The following is an 18,502-nucleotide window of genomic DNA, read 5'->3' as shown; positions in this document are numbered from 1 at the left end:
GGCTAAGGTCTCCGCGCTCCCGCGGGCTCCGGCTCTCCGGCCGGCTCCTCCGACGGTCGTGGCAGCCGGGCCGTCGCCCGTACGCCCGTCAGCCGGCCGCCGCGCTTGGCCGGGACCCACTTCGGCAGGTGGTGCGGCAGTGAGCCGTACCAGACGCGGGACACCGCGTAGCCGAAGGCGAGACAGGCCATGCCGCCGACCGCGTCCAGCCAGAAGTGGTTGGCGGTGGCCACGATGACGACCAGCGTGAGCGTCGGGTAGAGCAGGCCCAGGATGCGGGCCCAGGGCGCCGAGGCCAGCGCGAATATCGTCAGGCCGCACCAGAGGGACCAGCCGATGTGCATCGACGGCATCGCCGCGTACTGGTTCGACATGTTCTTGAAGTTGCCCGAGGCCATCGAGCCCCAGGTCTCGTGCACGAGCACGGTGTCGATGAAGTTCTCGCCGTTCATCAGACGCGGTGGCGCGAGTGGATAGAGGTAGTAGCCGAGCAGCGCCACCCCCGTCGTCGCGAAGAGGACGAGGCGCGTGGCCGCGTACCGGCCCGGGTGGCGGCGGAAGAGCCAGACGAGGACGCCGATGGTCACGACGAAGTGCAGCGTCGCGTAGTAGTAGTTCATCGACACGATCAGCCAGGTCACGGAGTTGACCGCGTGGTTGACCGTTTCCTCGAACGCGAGGCCCAGGGACTTCTCCGCCGACCAGATCCAGTCCGCGTTCCGCAGGGCCTGGGCCTTCTGCTCCGGTACGGCGTTTCGCACGAGCGAGTACAGCCAGTAACTGACCGCGATGAGCAGGATCTCGAACCAGAGCCGGGGGCGACCGGGCGATCGCAAGGAACGGAAGCGGTCCGACCAGCCGGTCTTCCCGTCTTCCTGTGCTGTCACGTCCGTTTCACCCATAGGCAGAGAGTCTTCCATAGAGATTCCCCTGCCCCCGATCATCCTCCGGTCGGGTTCGGGTCGCACATCCTGCATCTCAAGGACGAGGACATCGGCCTCAAGGACGAGACGGAAACCCTGAGACGCCCACCGGTCCCGAAGCCGTCGTCCCGCGCACCACCAGCTCCGGCATAAAGACGAACTCGCTGTGCGGCGCGGGTGTTCCGCCGATCTCCTCCAGCAGCGTGCGCACCGCGGCCTGGCCCATCGCCGTGACCGGCTGCCGGATGGTGGTGAGCGGCGGGTCGGTGAACGCTATGAGCGGTGAGTCGTCGTAGCCGACCACGGAGAGGTCGCGCGGAACCTCCTTGGAGAGCCGGCGGGCCGCGCGGATCGCGCCGAGCGCCATCATGTCGCTCGCGCAGACGACCGCCGTGCAGCCTCGCTCCATCAGAGCGGAGGCGGCGGCCTGGCCGCCCTCCAGCGTGTACAGCGAGTGCTGGATCAGCTCCTCCACCGCGTCCGGGTCCAGGCCCAGCTGCTCGCGCATCGTGGCGTGGAAGCCCTCGATCTTGCGGAGCACCGGCACGAAGCGCTTCGGGCCGACCGCGAGGCCGATCCGGGTGTGGCCGAGCGCCACCAGGTGCGTCACCGCCAGCCGCATCGCCGCCCGGTCGTCGGGCGAGATGAAGGGCGCCTGCACCTTGGCGGAGAAGCCGTTGACCAGGACGAAAGGGACGCCTTGGCCGCGCAGTTGCTCGTAGCGCTGCATATCGGCCGAGGTGTCGGCGTGCAGCCCGGAGACGAAGATGATGCCCGAGACGCCCCGGTCCACCAGCATTTCGGTGAGTTCGTCCTCGGTGGAGCCGCCGGGCGTCTGCGTGGCGAGGACCGGCGTGTATCCCTGCCGGGTCAGCGCCTGGCCGATCACCTGGGCCAGCGCCGGGAAGATCGGGTTCTCGAGCTCGGGAGTGATCAGTCCGACCAGGCCCGCGCTGCGCCGGCGCAGCCGTACCGGACGTTCGTAGCCCAAGACGTCGAGCGCCGCGAGGACGGATTCGCGGGTGGTCGCCGCGACCCCGGGCTTGCCGTTCAGGACTCGGCTGACCGTCGCTTCGCTGACCCCCGCCTGAGTTGCGATATCGGCAAGCCGTGCGGTCATGTCAGTGGACTGTACCGGGCCGGTGTCGGATTGCCCACTGTGCGTCGGCAGGGCACACACACCCCTGTACCGGGCCCGTCCGAGCCCCATACCTCGGCAAGGTCTTGCAAGCTCTTGCGGCCTTCCACTGCGGGCCGCGTTCGGATCGTCGCGCTGCGGTGATGGCGTGCGTATCCCGTGCGTGGCCTGCCCTTGCCAGGGTTCCACCGGTTCCGTCAAGGGGCTTGACGGCAACCTTGAGGACACGCGAATGTAACGATCAGCAGGGCTTGCAGAAATCTTCCGCAAGGTCTTTCGGTGGTCTTTCATCCTTGTTACGTTCACGTCGACCCGGCGCCGCGACGGAGCGGTACGGCAGTTGAAGGAGTTCAGATGCGACGTGGCATAACGGCCACCGCCCTGGTCGCGGCCCTGGCGCTCGCGGCGACCGCCTGCGGCAGCGGCGACGAGACCGGCGGCAGCGAGAGCTCGGGTGAGCTCTCCGGCACCGTGACCTGGTGGGACACCTCCAGCGTCGGCAGCGAGGACAAGGTCTTCAAGAAGCTGGCCGAAGGCTTCGAGAAGAAGCACCCGAAGGTCGACGTCAAGTACGTCAGCGTCCCGTTCGGCGACGCGCAGAACAAGTTCAAGAACGCGGCCCAGGCCGGCAGCTCCGCGCCCGACGTGATCCGCTCCGAGGTCGCCTGGACGCCGGACTTCGCCTCGCTCGGCTACCTGGCCCCGCTGGACGGCACCGCCGCGCTGAAGAACCAGGACGACTTCCTGCCGCAGGCCGTCGCGTCCACCAAGTACGAGGACAAGACCTTCGCCGTCCCGCAGGTCATCGACTCCATGGGCATCTTCTACAACAAGAAGCTGATGGAGAAGGCGGGCGTCGAGGCGCCCACCGACCTGGCCGAGCTGAAGAGCGTCTCGAAGAAGATCAAGGACAAGACCGGCAAGACCGGTCTCTACCTGCGCGGCGACGACCCGTACTTCTTCCTCTCCTTCCTGTACGGCGAAGGCGGCGACCTGGTCGACGCCGAGTCCAAGACCGTCACCGTGGACAAGCCGGAGGGCGTCAAGGCGTTCAAGGCGGTCAAGGCCCTGGTCGACGACGGCACCGCGAAGACGGATGCCTCGGACGGCTGGGAGAACATGATGCAGGCGTTCAAGAACGGCGACGTGGCGATGATGATCAACGGCCCGTGGGCCGTCGCCGACACGCTGACCGGCAAGGAGTTCACGGACAAGGACAACCTCGGCATCGCCACGGTCCCGGCCGGCTCCGCCGCGCACGGCGCTCCGCAGGGCGGCCACAACCTCGCCGTCTACGCCGGTTCGAAGAACCTGGAAGCCTCCTACGCCTTCGTCGAGTACATGACGTCCGTGGAGTCCCAGGCCACCGCCGCCGGTGAGCTGAACCTGCTGCCGACGCGCACCTCCGCGTATGCCAAGAAGGAAGCCGTCAACAGCGAGATCGTCGGCTTCTTCAAGCCGGTCGTCGAGACCGCCGTCGAGCGCCCCTGGATCCCCGAGGGCGGCAGCCTCTTCGCTCCGCTCGGCATCGAGTACACCAAGGTCCTCACCGACCAGACCACGCCGGAGAAGGCCGCCAAGGCCACCGGTGACGCGTACCGCAAGCTCCTGAAGGACTGGAAGTAACAGGAAGGTTGGCCGACTGATGGCTGTCCACACCAGCCAGTCGGTGGTGAAGGCCGCGGGCGATGACGTCGCCCGCGGCCGGAGCCGCGGTACTGGCACCCCACCACCGGCCCCCGGCCGTTTCCGGCGCGGCCTGTCGACCCACTGGTACGCCTGGACCATGGTCGCCCCGGTCGTCGTCGTGATCGGCGTGATCATCGGCTACCCGCTGCTGCGCGGGATCTACCTGTCGATGACCGACGCCGACGAGCGCAACGTCGCGCGCTCCATCGGCGTCAACGAACTGCCCGCCACCTACAAGTTCGTCGGTGCCGACAACTACATCGACGCGCTGACCGGCTCGCAGTTCCTCGGCACGCTCGGCTGGACGCTGGTGTGGACGGTCTCCTGCGTGAGCATCACGTTCGCGCTCGGCATGGCACTGGCCAACATCCTCAACCGCCGTATCGCCGGCCGCTCCGCCTACCGCATGGCCCTCATCCTGCCCTGGGCCATCCCCGGCTTCGTCTCGGTCTTCGCCTGGCGCTTCCTCTACAACGAGGAGCGCGGCCTGCTCAACACCGTCCTCGGCGGTATCGGCATCGACGGCATCCCGTGGCTGAACGACCCGACCTGGGCCAAGTTCGCGGTCATCGCCGTCAACGTCTGGCTCGGCGTCCCGTTCATGATGGTCGCGCTGCTCGGCGGACTGCAGTCCATCCCCTCGGAGCAGTACGAGGCCGCCGAGATGGACGGCGCCACCGCCTGGCAGCGGTTCCGCCACATCACGCTGCCCGGACTGCGCCCGGTCTCCACCACGGTGATCCTGCTCTCCACCATCTGGACCTTCAACATGTTCCCGGTGATCTTCCTGCTGACCCGCGGCGGACCCGGTGAGGCCACCCAGATCCTCGTCACCCAGGCGTACAAGTTCTCCTTCGAGATCAGCCCGCGCGACTTCGCGCAGTCCTCCACGTGGGGCGTGCTGATCCTCGTACTCCTGATGCTCTTCGCCGTGGTCTACCGGCGAGTCCTGCGCTCCCAGGGAGACAACTGGTGACCACCGTTACCGACACCTCCGCACGCCGCACCGGGCGCAAGGTCCGCCTCCGCGGCGACCGTTCGCCGCTCGCCTCGGTCGTGCTGCACCTCACCCTGATCGTCACCTCGGTGATCGCGGTCTTCCCGGTGCTGTGGGTCCTGCTGACCTCGCTCAAGCCCGCCAAGTTCGCGACCACGACGGACTTCTTCCGCGAGACCACGTTCGTCAACTACACGAACCTGATCCGCGACACCGAGTTCCTCACCTGGTTCGCCAACTCCGCGATCATCGCCGGGCTCTCCACCGTCATCGGTGTCTTCGTCGCCGCCACCACCGGCTACGCGGTCAGCCGCTTCCGCTTCCCCGGCAAGCGCGGGCTGATGTGGACGCTGCTGATCACGCAGATGTTCCCGGTCGCCGTCCTCATCGTGCCGATCTACAACATCATGGCCAACCTGGGCCTGCTCAACCAGCCCGCCGGTCTCGTCATCACCTACCTCACCATCTCGGTGCCGTTCTGCGCCTGGATGATGAAGGGCTTCTTCGACACCATCCCGCGCGAGATCGACGAGTCGGGCGAGGTCGACGGCCTCACGCCGTTCGGCACGTTCTGGCGGCTGATCCTGCCGCTGGCCAAGCCGGGCCTCGCGGTCACCGCGTTCTACTCCTTCATCACCGCCTGGGGCGAGGTGGCGTACGCCTCCGCCTTCCTGGTCGGTGACGAGAACCTGACGCTCGCCGGCGGACTCCAGAAGTTCGTCAACCAGTACGGCGCCCAGTGGGGCCCGATGACGGCGGCCTCCGTGCTCATCGCCATCCCGGCCGCCCTGGTCTTCCTGTTCGCGCAGAAGCACCTGGTCACCGGTATGTCCGCCGGAGCCGTCAAGGGCTGACACCGCCAGGACGCCAGCACCCGCACGCACCACCGCATTCGTCACGGCGGCGCCGGACACACCTCGACCGGTCACCGGCGCCGCTCCCCACCCAGACACCCCAGGGACGACATGACCCAGCACCTCGCTGCCCCCTCCACCGGCACGTCCGACGACGCCCCGGGCCACCGCACCGGCTGGTGGCAGGACGCGGTGATCTACCAGGTCTATCCGCGGAGCTTCGCCGACGGCGACGGCGACGGCATGGGCGACCTCGCCGGCGTCACCGCCCGCCTGCCCTACCTGCGGGACCTCGGCGTCGACGCGGTGTGGCTCTCCCCGTTCTACGCCTCTCCGCAGGCCGACGCCGGTTACGACGTCGCCGACTACCGGGCCATCGACCCGATGTTCGGCACGCTGCTGGACGCCGACGCGCTGATCCGCGAGGCGCACGGCCTGGGCCTGCGCATCATCGTCGACCTGGTCCCGAACCACTCCTCCGACCAGCACGAGTGGTTCAAGCGCGCCCTGGCCGAGGGCCCCGGCTCCGCGCTGCGCGAGCGCTACCACTTCCGGCCGGGCAAGGGCGCGAACGGCGAACTCCCGCCCAACGACTGGGAGTCCATCTTCGGCGGACCTGCTTGGACCCGTACGGTGAACCCGGACGGCACCGCCGGCGACTGGTACCTCCACCTCTTCGCGCCCGAGCAGCCCGACTTCAACTGGGAGCACCCGGCCGTCGCCGACGAGTTCCGCTCCATCCTGCGCTTCTGGCTCGACATGGGCGTCGACGGCTTCCGGGTCGACGTGGCCCACGGCCTCGTCAAGGCCGAGGGCCTGCCCGACCTCGGCGCCCACGACCAGCTCAAGCTGCTCGGCAACGACGTGATGCCGTTCTTCGACCAGGACGGCGTGCACGCGATCTACCGCAGCTGGCGCACCATCCTGGACGAGTACCCGGACACCATGGGGACCGAAGGGCCTTCGACAGGGGGGCGGCGGGTGACGGGCGGGCGGATCGCCGTCGCCGAGGCGTGGACGCCGACCGTCGAGCGCACCGCCAACTACGTGCGTCCCGACGAGATGCACCAGGCCTTCAACTTCCAGTACCTCTCCACCGCCTGGGACGCGGCCGAGCTCCGCAAGGTCATCGACACCTCGCTCGACGCCATGCGCCCGGTCGGCGCGCCCACCACCTGGGTGCTCTCGAACCACGACGTCACCCGCCACGCCACCCGCTTCGCCAACCCGCCGGGTCTCGGCACCCAGATCCGTACGCCCGGCGACCGCGAACTCGGCCTGCGCCGGGCCCGCGCCGCTAGCCTGCTCATGCTCGCGCTGCCCGGCTCCGCCTACGTCTACCAGGGCGAGGAGCTCGGCCTGCCCGACGTCACCGACCTGCCCGACGAGGCCCGCCAGGACCCGTCGTTCTTCCGCGCCGAGGGCCAGGACGGCTTCCGCGACGGCTGCCGCGTCCCGATCCCGTGGAACCGCGAGGGCACGTCGTACGGCTTCGGCGAAGGCGGCAGCTGGCTCCCGCAGCCCGCCGGCTGGGGCGAGCTGTCGGTGGAGGCGCAGACCGGTGCGGAGGGCTCCACGCTGGAGCTGTACCGGGCCGCCATCGCCGCGCGCCGCGACCACCCGGGCCTCGGCGCCGGCACGGACGTGGAGTGGCTGGACGGCCCCGAAGGCGTCCTCGTCCTCGCGCGGCCCGGCTTCGTCTGCACCGTCAACACCACCGGCGCACCGGTCCGCATCACCGCCCGCGGCCGGCTGCTGCTCGCCAGCTCGCCGGTCACCGTCGACGGCGCCGAGGCCGTGCTGCCCGCCGACACCACGGTGTGGTGGACGGTGTGACACTGCCCGCACCCAGGACCACGGCCACGCCACGCCTCTCCGACATCGCCGGCCAGGCGGCGGTCAGCGAGGCCACGGTCAGCCGGGTCCTGAACGGGAAGCAGGGCGTCGCGGACACCACGCGTCAGCGGGTGCTCGCGGCGCTCGACATCCTGGGCTACGAACGGCCCGTACGGCTGCGGCAGCGCAGCGCCGGACTGATCGGTCTGGTGACGCCCGAACTCACCAACCCGATCTTCCCGGCGTTCGCGCAGTCCGTGGAGCAGGTGCTGGCCGGACACGGCTACACGCCCGTGCTCTGCACCCAACTCCCGGGCGGCGCGACCGAGGACGAGCTGGTCGAACAGCTCGTGGAGCGCGGTGTCGGCGGCATCGTCTTCCTCTCCGGACTGCACGCCGACACCTCCGCCGACCCGGCCCGGTACGCCGCGCTCACCGAGCGCGGTGTGCCGTTCGTCCTGATCAACGGCTACAACGAGCGCATCAGCGCGCCGTTCGTCTCGCCCGATGACAACGCTGCCGTGCGCATGGCCGTCGGCCACCTCGCCGACCTCGGCCACCGCCGGATCGGCCTGGCCATCGGCCCGCAGCGGTACGTGCCGTCGCGGCGGAAGCGGGACGGGTTCGTGGAGGCGGCGATCTCGCTGCTCGGGATGGACCGGGCGGAGGCCGAAGGGCTCGTCTGCTCCACGCTGTTCAGCGTCGAGGGCGGCCAGGTGGCGGCGGGCGCGCTGCTGGACGCGGGATGCACCGGCATCGTCTGCGGCAGCGACCTGATGGCGCTGGGCGTGGTGCGTGCGGCCCGGGGGAGAGGGCTGGACGTGCCGCGTGACGTCTCGGTCGTCGGCTTCGACGACTCGCAGCTCATCGCGTTCACCGACCCGCCGCTGACGACCGTGCGCCAGCCGGTGCAGGCGATGGCGGCGGCCGCGGTGGGCGCGCTGCTTGAGGAGATCGGCGGGAGCCCGGTGCAGCGTACGGAGTACGTCTTCCAGCCGGAGCTGGTGGTACGCGGCTCGACGGCGGCGGTACGGAGCGACTGACCCGGACACGGGCGACACGTACAGGAGAGGCACCAGGAGTCGGCCCAGGAAGGGCCGGCGGGGAGTTCTTGCGACTCCGGGTGCCTCTCCTTGTCGTGACCGGCCCGGCCGGCCGGGCGCGTGGAGTCCGGGCACGGTGAAGCGCCGGAACCCTCGGCCGACCGGACCGGAGTCAGGTGAAACGTAACAGGCCCGCAATATCTTGCGAAAGACCTTGCAGCAAGAAACCGCGAAGAAAAATGGCTTGTTTCGTGGATGTGAGCGGGGCGTGTCCAAAGGGTTGACCGGTGCCTGACGGCCTCGTACGGTCTGGTCCGCAGCAAGGTTTGCATTCTTGCAGCAAGAACCTTCAGGAGCCTTGAGGGCATGGCGCGTTGCCGACTGAGGCTGCACCGTCACCCGCGTTTCCCCCACCCGCAGGAGGAAAGACATGGCACGCAGACCCCTGTCTGCCGCGCTCGCCCTCGTGGCCGGCGCAGCCGCCGCCCTGGTCATCCCCACCGGATTCGGCACCACGGGCACCGCCCAGGCCGCCGCTCCGGGCGCCAAGGACGTCACGGCCGTGCTGTTCGAGTGGAAGTTCACCTCCATAGCCAAGGCCTGCACGGACACGCTCGGTCCGGCAGGCTACGGCTACGTCCAGGTCTCGCCGCCTCAGGAGCACATCCAGGGCGGCCAGTGGTGGACGTCCTACCAGCCCGTCAGCTACAAAATCGCCGGTCGCCTCGGTGACCGGGCCGCCTTCTCCGCCATGGTCAACACGTGTCACTCGGCCGGGGTCAAGGTCATCGCGGACTCCGTCATCAACCACATGTCGGCGGGCAACGGCACCGGCACCGGCGGCTCGTCGTACACCAAGTACGACTATCCGGGCCTCTACTCCGGCAACGACATGAACGACTGCCGCGCCCAGATCACCAACTACAACGACCGCGCCAACGTCCAGAACTGCGAACTCGTCGGCCTGGCCGACCTGGACACCGGCGAGGAGTACGTACGCGGCAAGATCGCCGGCTACCTCAACGACCTGCTCTCGCTCGGCGTCGACGGCTTCCGGATCGACGCGGCCAAGCACATGCCCGCCGCCGACCTCGCCAACATCAAGACCCGGCTCACCAACCCGAACGTCTACTGGAAGCACGAGGCGATCCACGGGGCCGGCGAGGCCGTCTCGCCGTCCGAGTACCTCGGCAGCGGAGACGTCCAGGAGTTCCGTTACGGGCGGAGCCTCAAGCAGGTCTTCCTCAACGAGAACCTCGCCAACCTGAAGAACTTCGGCGAGGGCTGGGGCTTCATGGAGTCCGGGAAGTCCGGCGTCTTCGTCGACAACCACGACACCGAGCGCGGCGGCGACACCCTCAGTTACAAGAACGGCTCCGCCTACACGCTGGCCAACGTCTTCATGCTGGCCTGGCCCTACGGCTCTCCGGACGTCCACTCCGGCTACGAGTTCAGCAACCACGACGCCGGACCGCCGAACGGCGGCCAGGTCAACGCCTGCTACGCCGACGGCTGGAAGTGCCAGCACGACTGGCGCGAGATCTCCTCCATGGTCGGCTTCCGCAACACCGCACGCGGCCAGGCCGTCACCAACTGGTGGGACAACGGCGGCGACCAGATCGCCTTCGGCCGCGGCAACAAGGCGTACGTGGCCATCAACCACGAATCCTCCTCGCTGACCCGGACCTTCCAGACCTCGCTGTCGGCCGGTGACTACTGCGACGTGCAGAGCGGCAAGGGCGTCACGGTGAACAGCTCCGGCCAGTTCGCCGCCACGCTCGGCGGAGGCACGGCGGTGGCCCTGCACACCGGCGCCCGTACATGCTCCGGAGGCGGCGGCTCGAACCCCGACCCGGGTCCGGGCAACGGCCAGTCCGGCGCCTCCTTCGGCGTCAACGCCACCACGCAGCTCGGCCAGAACATCCACGTCACCGGCGACCAGGCGGCCCTCGGCAACTGGAACCCGGCCACCGCGCCGAAGCTCGACCCGGCCACGTACCCGGTCTGGAAGCTGGACGTGAACCTGCCCGCCGGGACCACGTTCGCGTACAAGTACGTCCGCAAGGACGCGAGCGGCAACGTCACCTGGGAGAGCGGCGCCAACCGCACCGCCACCGTCCCGTCCTCCGGAAAGGTCACGCTGACCGCCGACGTCTGGCGCAGCTGACCCGTACGTCCCTGTGGGCCGGAGGCGCTGCCTCCGGCCCACAGCCAACCCTCCTGCCACATCAGCCGAGGAGCAACCCTCTCGTGTCCAGAACCACCCTCAGGCGAGGGGTGATCGCCGCGCTCTGCGTGGCGCTGCTGCCCGTCGTCCCGGCGGCCACCGCCGCCGCATCGTCCCGACCGCCCGCACCGCCCTCCGACGCGAAGCTCGCACGCGAGGCGGCCCGGCACGACCTCACGCGTGAGCAGTTCTATTTCGTGCTGCCGGACCGGTTCGCCAACGGCTCGACCGCCAACGACCGTGGCGGGCTGACGGGTTCACGCCTGGAGCACGGCTTCGATCCCGCCGACAAGGGGTTCTACCAGGGCGGCGACCTCAAGGGGCTCAGCCAGAAGCTGGACTACATCAAGGGCCTCGGCACCACCGCGATCTGGCTCGCGCCGATCTTCAAGAACCGGCCGGTCCAAGGCACCGGCAAGGACGCGTCGGCCGGCTACCACGGTTACTGGATCACCGACTTCACCCAGGTCGACCCGCACTTCGGCACCAACGCCGACCTGGAGAAGCTGATCGACAAGGCCCACGCCAAGGGCATGAAGGTCTTCTTCGACGTCATCACCAACCACACCGCCGACACCGTCGACCACGCGGAGAAGGCCTACGGCTACAAGCCGAAGGGCGCCTTCCCGTACCTCGACAAGGACGGCCGTCCCTTCGACGACCGCGACGGCATCAAGAAGGTCGACCAGGACTCCTTCCCGTACACGCCGGTGCAGGCTCCCGGCACGGAGAAGAAGGTCCCGTCCTGGCTCGACGACCCGACGATGTACCACAACCGAGGCGACTCGACGTGGGCCGGCGAGTCCAACGAGTACGGCGACTTCTCCGGGCTCGACGACCTGTGGACCGAGCGTCCCGAGGTCGTGGAGGGCATGGAGGAGATCTACGAGAAGTGGGTCCGCGACTTCGACATCGACGGGTTCCGCATCGACACCGTCAAACACGTCGACCTGGACTTCTGGACCCAGTGGGCCACCGCGCTGGACGCGTACGCCGCCAAGCGGGGCCGGGACGACTTCTTCATGTTCGGTGAGGTCTACTCGGCCGACCCGGCGATCACCTCGCCGTACGTCACGCGCGGCCGGCTGGACTCGACGCTGGACTTCCCGTTCCAGGAGGCCGCCCGGCAGTTCGCCTCGCAGGGCGCGCCGGCGGACCGGCTCGCCTCGGTGTACGGCAACGACTACCGCTACACCACGGACAAGGCCAACGCCTACGAGCAGGTCACCTTCCTCGGCAACCACGACATGGGCCGCATCGGTTCCTTCCTCGAGCAGGACAACCCGCAGGCCGATGACGCGGAGCTGCTGCGGCGGGCCCGGCTCGCCAACGAGCTGATGTTCCTCGGCCGCGGCAACCCGGTGATCTACTACGGCGACGAGCAGGGCTTCACCGGCGCGGGCGGCGACAAGGACTCCCGCCAGACCCTCTTCGCCTCGAAGACCGCCGACTACCTGGACGACGACCAGCTCGGCACCGACCGCACCCACGCCTCGGACGCGTACGACACCAAGCACCCGATCTACCGCTCCATCGCGGGCCTCGCCAAGCTCACCAAGGAGCACCCGGCGCTCCGGGACGGCGTGCAGAGTGAGCTGGCCGTCGAAGGGGCGGCAGGGTCCGTGTACGCCACTTCGCGCATCGAGACCAAGCGGCCGTACGAGTACCTCGTCGCCTCCAACAACGCGACCACGCCGAAGGAGGTCGAGCTCTCCACCGAGTCGGCCGGAGTCAACTTCCGTACGATCTACGGTGGTTCCGGCGCGGTCCGCAGCGGTACGGACAAGAAGGTCACCGTCACCGTGCCGGCGCTCTCCAGCATCGTGCTGCGCGCGGACAAGCCGGTCGGCGCTCCTGCCGCCAAGCCCGCGATCGCTCTGAAGGCTCCGGCCGCCGGCGCCACCGGCACCGTCGAGATCAGCGCGGACGTGAACGGCGGTCAGCTCAACCGGGTCGTCTTCGCGGCGCAGGTCGGCAACGGGACGTGGCGGACGCTCGGTTCGGCCGACCATGCTCCGTACAAGGTCACGCAGTACCTCGACGAGTCCGTGAGGGCCGGAACGCCACTGCGCTACAAGGCCGTTGTCGTCGACCGCACGGGCCGCACCTCCAGTGCTCCGGCCACCACCACCGCCGGTCAGACCCCGCCGGCGCCGAAGCCCGTCGCCGTCGAGCGCGACCGGGCCGTCGTCCACTACCAGCGTGCCGACGGCGACTACGAAGGCTGGCAGCTCAAGTCCGGTGAGCGGACGGCCGAGTTCATCGGCCGGAGCGCTTACGGTGCGTTCGCCTGGCTCGACCTGGAGAAGGGCACGGACTCGGTTCCGTACACCGTCGAGAAGAACGGTACGGCGGACGGGCCGCAGCGGACCATCGACCTCGGAGTGACCGGGCAGGTCTGGATCGAGCAGGGCAAGGACGAGCAGGCCACGCAGGCGCCCGAAGCGCCGCCGCAGGACACGACAAAGGCCGTGCTCAACTACCACCGTGCCAACGGCGACTACGAGGGCTGGGGTCTGCACACCTGGACGGGCGCCAAGGAGCCCACCGACTGGGCCAAGCCGCTGATGCCGGTGAAGAGGAACGCCTACGGAGTCACCTTCGAGGTGCCGCTCACCGACGGTGCCACCTCGCTCAGCTACATCCTGCACAAGGGCGACGAGAAGGACCTGCCCGGCGACCAGTCCCTGGACCTCGCCACGTACGGCCACGAGGTCTGGCTGCTCGGCGGCAAGGCCGGCTACCTGCTTCCGCAGGTCGGCGGCGGCGCGGCCCCGGACCTCGCCAAGGCCGAGGCGCAGTGGATCGACGCGAACACCGTCGTCTGGAAGGTGAAGACGACCGACGCCACCAGCCAGCAGCTCGTGTACGCGAAGAAGGGCGGCATCTCCGTCGTCGACGGGGCGCTCTCGGACGAGGGCCAGTGGCTGCGGCTCAGCCAGTCCACGCTGAGCGATGCGCAGAAGGCCAAGTTCCCGCACCTGAAGGACTACCCGGCCTTCACCGTCGACCCGCGCGACCGGGACCGCGTCCGTGAGTCCCTGCGCGGCCAGCTCATCGCCACGCAGCGCGCCGCCAATGGCGCTCTCCTCGCCGCAACCGGCGTACAGACAGCGGGAATTCTGGACGACCTGTACGGGAAGAAGGCGGCCACCGCCGAACTCGGTCCGGTCTTCCGCACGTCGGTGCCGACGCTCTCCGTCTGGGCACCGACCGCCACGACCGTCGCGCTCGAACTCGACGGCCGTATGCACCCGATGAAGCGCGACGACCGCACCGGCGTCTGGTCGGTCACCGGAAGCAAGGACTGGCGCGGCAAGCCCTACCGGTACGTGGTCACCGTGTGGGCGCCGACCGTCCAGAAGCTGGTCACCAACAAGGTCACCGACCCCTACTCCACCGCTCTGACCGCCGACTCCGCGCGCAGCCTCGTCGTCGACCTCACCGACCCGAAGCTGGCGCCGAGCGGCTGGTCCGGTCTGAGGAAGCCCGCCGCCACTCCGCTGCGGGACGCGCAGATCCAGGAGCTGCACGTCCGTGACTTCTCGATCACGGACCGCACGGCGAAGCATCCCGGTGAGTACCGGGCCTTCACCGACACCCGGTCCAAGGGCATGCGGCACCTGAAGAAGCTGGCCGACTCCGGCACGAGCTACGTCCACCTGCTGCCCGTCTTCGACATCGGGACCATCCCGGAGAAGAAGAAGGACCAGGCCAAGCCCGCCTGCGACCTGCACGTCCACGCACCCGACTCCGAGGAGCAGCAGGCCTGCGTCTCCAAGGCCGCCGCGAAGGACGGCTTCAACTGGGGCTACGACCCGTTCCACTACACCGTCCCGGAGGGCTCGTACGCCTCCGACCCGGACGGCACCAAGCGCACGGTCGAGTTCCGGCAGATGGTCCAGGGCCTCAACCAGGCCGGGCTGCGCACGGTCATGGACGTCGTCTACAACCACACCGTCGCCTCCGGCCAGGACGACAAGTCGGTGCTCGACCGCATCGTGCCCGGCTACTACCAGCGGCTCCTGGAGGACGGCACCGTCGCCACCTCCACCTGCTGCGCCAACACCGCGCCCGAGAACGCCATGATGGGCAAGCTCGTCGTCGACTCGATCGTCACCTGGGCGAAGGAGTACAAGGTCGACGGCTTCCGCTTCGACCTGATGGGCCACCACCCCAAGGACAACATCCTGGAGGTCCGCAAGGCGCTGGACCGGCTCACGCTCGCCAAGGACGGCGTCGACGGCAAGAAGATCATCCTGTACGGCGAGGGCTGGAACTTCGGCGAGATCGCGGACGACGTCCGCTTCGTCCAGGCCACGCAGAAGAACATGGCCGGCACCGGCATCGCGACCTTCTCCGACCGGGCCCGTGACGCCGTACGCGGCGGCGGCCCCTTCGACGAGGACCCCGGCGTCCAGGGCTTCGCCACCGGCCTCTACACCGATCCCAACTCCTCACCCGCCAACGGCACCCGCGCCGAGCAGAAGGCCCGGCTGCTGCACTACCAGGACCTGATCAAGGTCGGCCTCACCGGCAACCTCGCTGACTACACCTTCACCGACACCTCCGGCCGTACGGTCAAGGGCTCGGACGTCGACTACAACGGAGCGCCCGCCGGCTACGCGGCCGTCCCCGGCGACGCGCTGGCCTACTCCGACGCCCACGACAACGAGACGCTCTTCGACACCCTCGCCTTCAAGCTGCCGGTGGGGACGAGCGCCGCCGAGCGGGCCAGGGCTCAGGTCGTCGCGATGGGCGCCTCCGTCCTCTCGCAAGGTCCTTCGCTCTCCCAGGCGGGCACCGACCTGCTGCGCTCCAAGTCGCTGGACCGCAACTCCTACGACAGCGGCGACTGGTTCAACGCCCTGCACTGGGACTGCCGTGACGGCAACGGCTTCGGCCGAGGCCTGCCGCCGGCCACCGACAACCAGGACAAGTGGTCGTACGCGAAGCCGCTGTTGACGGCCTCCGCGAAGATCGCGCCCATTTGCGCCCAGATCGACGGTGCTTCGGCCGCCTACCGCGACCTGCTCACCATCCGCTCCACCGAGAAGGAGTTCTCGCTCTCCACCACCGGCCAGGTGCGGTCGGCCCTGTCCTTCCCGCTCTCCGGCCCGGCCGAGACGCCCGGTGTGATCACCATGCGCCTGGGCAAGCTGGCGGTCGTCCTCAACGCCTCTCCGGAGACCGCCACGCAGAAGCTCGCCGCACCGGCCGGGAAGACGTACGCGCTGCATCCGGTCCAGGCCAAGGGTGCGGATCTTACGGTCAAACGAGCCAGGTACGACGGGAAATCAGCCAGTTTCACCGTACCGGGACGCACGGTGGCGGTCTTCGTCCTGCGCTGACCCGCCCCGGCACTACGGTGACGGCAGACGTCGGCGATGGAGCCGCGACAGCCGTCCTGGCCCACCACCGGGCCGGCCCCGCCCCCTCGCGTGAGGGAGGCGGGGCCGGCCCGGTCCGCGTGGCAGGAAGCCCCGGCCGGGGCGGCCGGCTCACCGGCGCCCTCTGACCCAGCGTGCCGGACGGTGATGATGACCAAGGTGGGATTCCTTCCCGAGGAGACGAGCAGCTTCGTCGGGAGGCGGGCCGAACTGGCCCGGCTGGAGACCGCGTTGACCACCCGGCGGATGACCACCTTGATCGGCCCCGGCGGCGTCGGCAAGACCCGGCTCGCGCTCCGGGCCGCCCGCGCCGCCGCCGACCGCTACCCGGACGGCGCCTGGTGGGCCGACCTCTCCCCGCTCTACGACGACGCGCTCCTGCTTCCCACCGTCTCCGACGCGGTCGGGCTGGCCGACCACACCTTGCGGATGCCGGTGGAGGCGCTCTGCGAGTGGCTCAGCGACAAACGCCTCCTGCTCGTCCTGGACTCCGCCGAACACCTCCGCGCCCCTTGCTCCCACCTCCTCGCCGAGCTGATCACCACCTCGCCCGGCCTGACCGTGCTGGTCACCAGCAGGCAGCCGCTCGGCACCCGGGGCGAGCACGTCGTACGGATCCCGCCGCTGCCGGTCGACGGCGCTCCGGACGCGCTCCAGCTCTTCGAGGACCGGCTGCGGGCGTCGGACCCGCACGCGGGGCTGGACGCGCCGGGTGACCGGGCCGCCGCCGCCGACATCTGCCGCCGCCTCGAAGGCATCCCGCTCGCCATCGAACTGGCCGCCGCCGGTATCGGCCGCCACACCGTGGCCCAGCTCGCCACCCGCATCGGGACCCGCTTCGACGCGCCGGTCGACGCCGAGGACCTCACCGCCTCCCGCCTCGACCTCCTCGCCGACGACTCCCTCTGGCCCCGCCGCCACCGCACCCTGCGCACCACGATCGGCTGGAGCCACGAGCTCTGCACTCCGCTGGAGCGGCTCCTGTGGGCCCGGCTGACCGTGCTGCGTACCGACTTCGACGAGGCGACCGCGCGCGAGGTCTGCACCGGCGGGCCGCTCACCCCGGACGAGGTGGACCGGGCGCTGCAAGGGCTCGTCGCGCAGTCCGTCGTCCAGCGGGACGGCACCTGCTACCGGATGCTCGACACGCTGCGCGAGTACGGCCGTATGTGGCTCGCCGAACTCGGCGAGGAGCGGGCCGCCGCCGACCGGCACGCGAAAAGCTTCCTCGGCCTCGCCCGCCGCGCCCACGACGGCTGGACCGGGCCCGACCAGATCTCCTGGTACCACAAGGTCTCCGACACCCACCTGGACCTCTGCGCCGCCCTGGACCACCTGCTGGCCCACGATGTGACCGGCGCGCAGGAGATGGCGGGCCGGGTCGGCTTCTTTTGGGCCTGCTGCGGCCACCTGTCGGAGGCGCGCGGCTACGCCCAACGGGCCCTGGAATCAGGCCCGGTGGAGGGCCCGCACCGGACCCGGCTGCAGTGGGTGCTGGGCGTCGCGGCGCTGCTCCAGGGAGACTTCGCGACCGCCGAGAAGTACGGTGCGCTCTGCACGGCCATCGCGCTGTACGACCGGGACGACGAGGGCATGCTCGGCGCCACGTATCTCTCGGGCCTCACCCAGCTGATGAACGGCGAGCCCGCGGCGGCGCTGGAGGCGGCGGAACGGGTGCTGCGGATGACGGAGACGGCGCCGCCGGACGGAGGGTCCGCCGCTTTTGGGCCTACCGCTTCCGAGTCAGGCGCTTTCGGGCCCACCGCTTCCGAGTCCGGCGCGGACCCTGACTCCGACTCCGGCTTCGCTCCCGTCGAGTCCGCCCACCGGCTGCGGTGCCGCCTCATCACCGTGTTCGCGCTCACCGCGCTGGGCCGGCTCACCGAGTCCTGGCGGGCCGCCGCCGGGCTGCGGCGGTCCTGCGAGCGGGGCGGCGAGTACTGGACCCGCTCCTACGCCGACTACCAGCTCGCCCTGATCGCGCTGCTCCAGGGCCGTCCGGCGGACTCGGCCGAGCACGCGCGGGCGATGCTCGCGGGCAAGCACCGGCTCCGCGACAGCTTCGGCATCGCGCTGGGCCTGGACATCCTGGCCGCCGCCATCGCCGCCCAGGGCGCGGGAACGCTGGCCGCCAGGGTGTACGGCACCGGGCACGCGTACTGGCGCATGGTCGGCCATCCGCAGCGCGGTACGCCGGAGCTGGGCGCGGTTCGCCAGACCTGCGAGCTCCAGGCCCGGGCGGCGGTGGGTGACGAGGCGTACCAGCGCGCCTTCGAACGCGGTCAGACGGACAACGCGGAGGTCGGTCTCGCGGCGGCGCTGCAGAGCGAGCATCAGCTCTGACGGGCCCCGAAGGAGCGACGTACCGGCTCCGAGGGCTTTGGAGGGGTGACGTACCGGCTCCG

General features: G+C 69.7%; 10 protein-coding genes. 8 read left to right on the top strand and 2 right to left on the bottom strand.

The window, feature by feature from the left end:
- Positions 1 to 2 precede the first annotated feature (2 nt).
- A complete protein-coding gene (locus tag ABZ267_RS16835; protein ID WP_356751634.1) occupies positions 3 to 902 on the bottom strand; it encodes a phosphatase PAP2 family protein in 900 nt (299 codons plus the stop codon).
- 97 nt (positions 903 to 999) lie between these two features.
- Positions 1,000 to 2,043 carry a LacI family DNA-binding transcriptional regulator gene (locus ABZ267_RS16830; protein WP_356751636.1) on the bottom strand — a complete coding sequence of 348 codons (1,044 nt, stop codon included), beginning with the start codon at positions 2,041 to 2,043 and terminating at the stop codon, positions 1,000 to 1,002.
- A 372-nt stretch (positions 2,044 to 2,415) separates the two neighbouring features.
- Here ABZ267_RS16830 and ABZ267_RS16825 point away from each other — a divergent pair, with 372 nt between their 5' ends.
- The 8 genes from ABZ267_RS16825 (at position 2,416) to ABZ267_RS16790 (ending at position 18,440) form a co-directional block, all read left to right on the top strand.
- Positions 2,416 to 3,687 (top strand): extracellular solute-binding protein, encoded by a 1,272-nt coding sequence (locus tag ABZ267_RS16825; RefSeq protein WP_356751638.1) that lies wholly within the window; start codon positions 2,416 to 2,418, stop codon positions 3,685 to 3,687.
- 19 nt (positions 3,688 to 3,706) lie between these two features.
- Positions 3,707 to 4,726, top strand: coding sequence for a sugar ABC transporter permease (locus ABZ267_RS16820; protein ID WP_356751640.1), 1,020 nt, complete (start codon positions 3,707 to 3,709; stop codon positions 4,724 to 4,726).
- Positions 4,723 to 5,601 (top strand): carbohydrate ABC transporter permease, encoded by an 879-nt coding sequence (locus ABZ267_RS16815; RefSeq protein ID WP_356751642.1) that lies wholly within the window; start codon positions 4,723 to 4,725, stop codon positions 5,599 to 5,601. Before ABZ267_RS16820 ends, ABZ267_RS16815 begins: the two co-directional genes overlap by 4 nt.
- 111 nt (positions 5,602 to 5,712) lie before the next feature.
- A complete protein-coding gene (locus ABZ267_RS16810) occupies positions 5,713 to 7,437 on the top strand; it encodes a glycoside hydrolase family 13 protein (RefSeq protein ID WP_356751644.1) in 1,725 nt (574 codons plus the stop codon).
- Positions 7,422 to 8,480: a LacI family DNA-binding transcriptional regulator gene (locus ABZ267_RS16805; RefSeq protein ID WP_356751646.1), complete on the top strand. Its 1,059-nt coding sequence runs from the start codon at positions 7,422 to 7,424 to the stop codon at positions 8,478 to 8,480. Before ABZ267_RS16810 ends, ABZ267_RS16805 begins: the two co-directional genes overlap by 16 nt.
- Before the next feature lie 430 nt (positions 8,481 to 8,910).
- Positions 8,911 to 10,647: a carbohydrate-binding module family 20 domain-containing protein gene (locus ABZ267_RS16800; RefSeq protein WP_356751648.1), complete on the top strand. Its 1,737-nt coding sequence runs from the start codon at positions 8,911 to 8,913 to the stop codon at positions 10,645 to 10,647.
- A gap of 83 nt (positions 10,648 to 10,730) precedes the next feature.
- Positions 10,731 to 16,058 carry a pullulanase-type alpha-1,6-glucosidase gene (gene pulA, locus ABZ267_RS16795; protein ID WP_356751650.1) on the top strand — a complete coding sequence of 1,776 codons (5,328 nt, stop codon included), beginning with the start codon at positions 10,731 to 10,733 and terminating at the stop codon, positions 16,056 to 16,058.
- 186 nt (positions 16,059 to 16,244) lie between these two features.
- Positions 16,245 to 18,440, top strand: a complete 2,196-nt coding sequence (locus ABZ267_RS16790) for an NB-ARC domain-containing protein (protein WP_356751847.1) — start codon at positions 16,245 to 16,247, stop codon at positions 18,438 to 18,440.
- The last annotated feature ends 62 nt before the right edge of the window (positions 18,441 to 18,502 follow it).

Origin of the sequence: Streptomyces sp. NPDC006174, from assembly GCF_040614075.1 — a bacterium.
Classification (GTDB): Bacteria; Actinomycetota; Actinomycetes; order Streptomycetales; family Streptomycetaceae; genus Streptomyces.
This window is presented reverse-complemented; position numbering and strand designations above follow the sequence as displayed.

Excerpts from the sequence above, each read along its gene's own strand:
- ABZ267_RS16790 (WP_356751847.1), top strand. The coding sequence starts at position 16,245 with ATGATGACCAAGGTGGGATTCCTTCCCGAGGAGACGAGCAGCTTCGTC.
- ABZ267_RS16835 (WP_356751634.1), bottom strand. The coding sequence starts at position 902 with ATGGGTGAAACGGACGTGACAGCACAGGAAGACGGGAAGACCGGCTGG.
- ABZ267_RS16825 (WP_356751638.1), top strand. The coding sequence starts at position 2,416 with ATGCGACGTGGCATAACGGCCACCGCCCTGGTCGCGGCCCTGGCGCTC.
- ABZ267_RS16810 (WP_356751644.1), top strand. The coding sequence starts at position 5,713 with ATGACCCAGCACCTCGCTGCCCCCTCCACCGGCACGTCCGACGACGCC.
- ABZ267_RS16830 (WP_356751636.1), bottom strand. The coding sequence starts at position 2,043 with ATGACCGCACGGCTTGCCGATATCGCAACTCAGGCGGGGGTCAGCGAA.
- ABZ267_RS16800 (WP_356751648.1), top strand. The coding sequence starts at position 8,911 with ATGGCACGCAGACCCCTGTCTGCCGCGCTCGCCCTCGTGGCCGGCGCA.
- ABZ267_RS16820 (WP_356751640.1), top strand. The coding sequence starts at position 3,707 with ATGGCTGTCCACACCAGCCAGTCGGTGGTGAAGGCCGCGGGCGATGAC.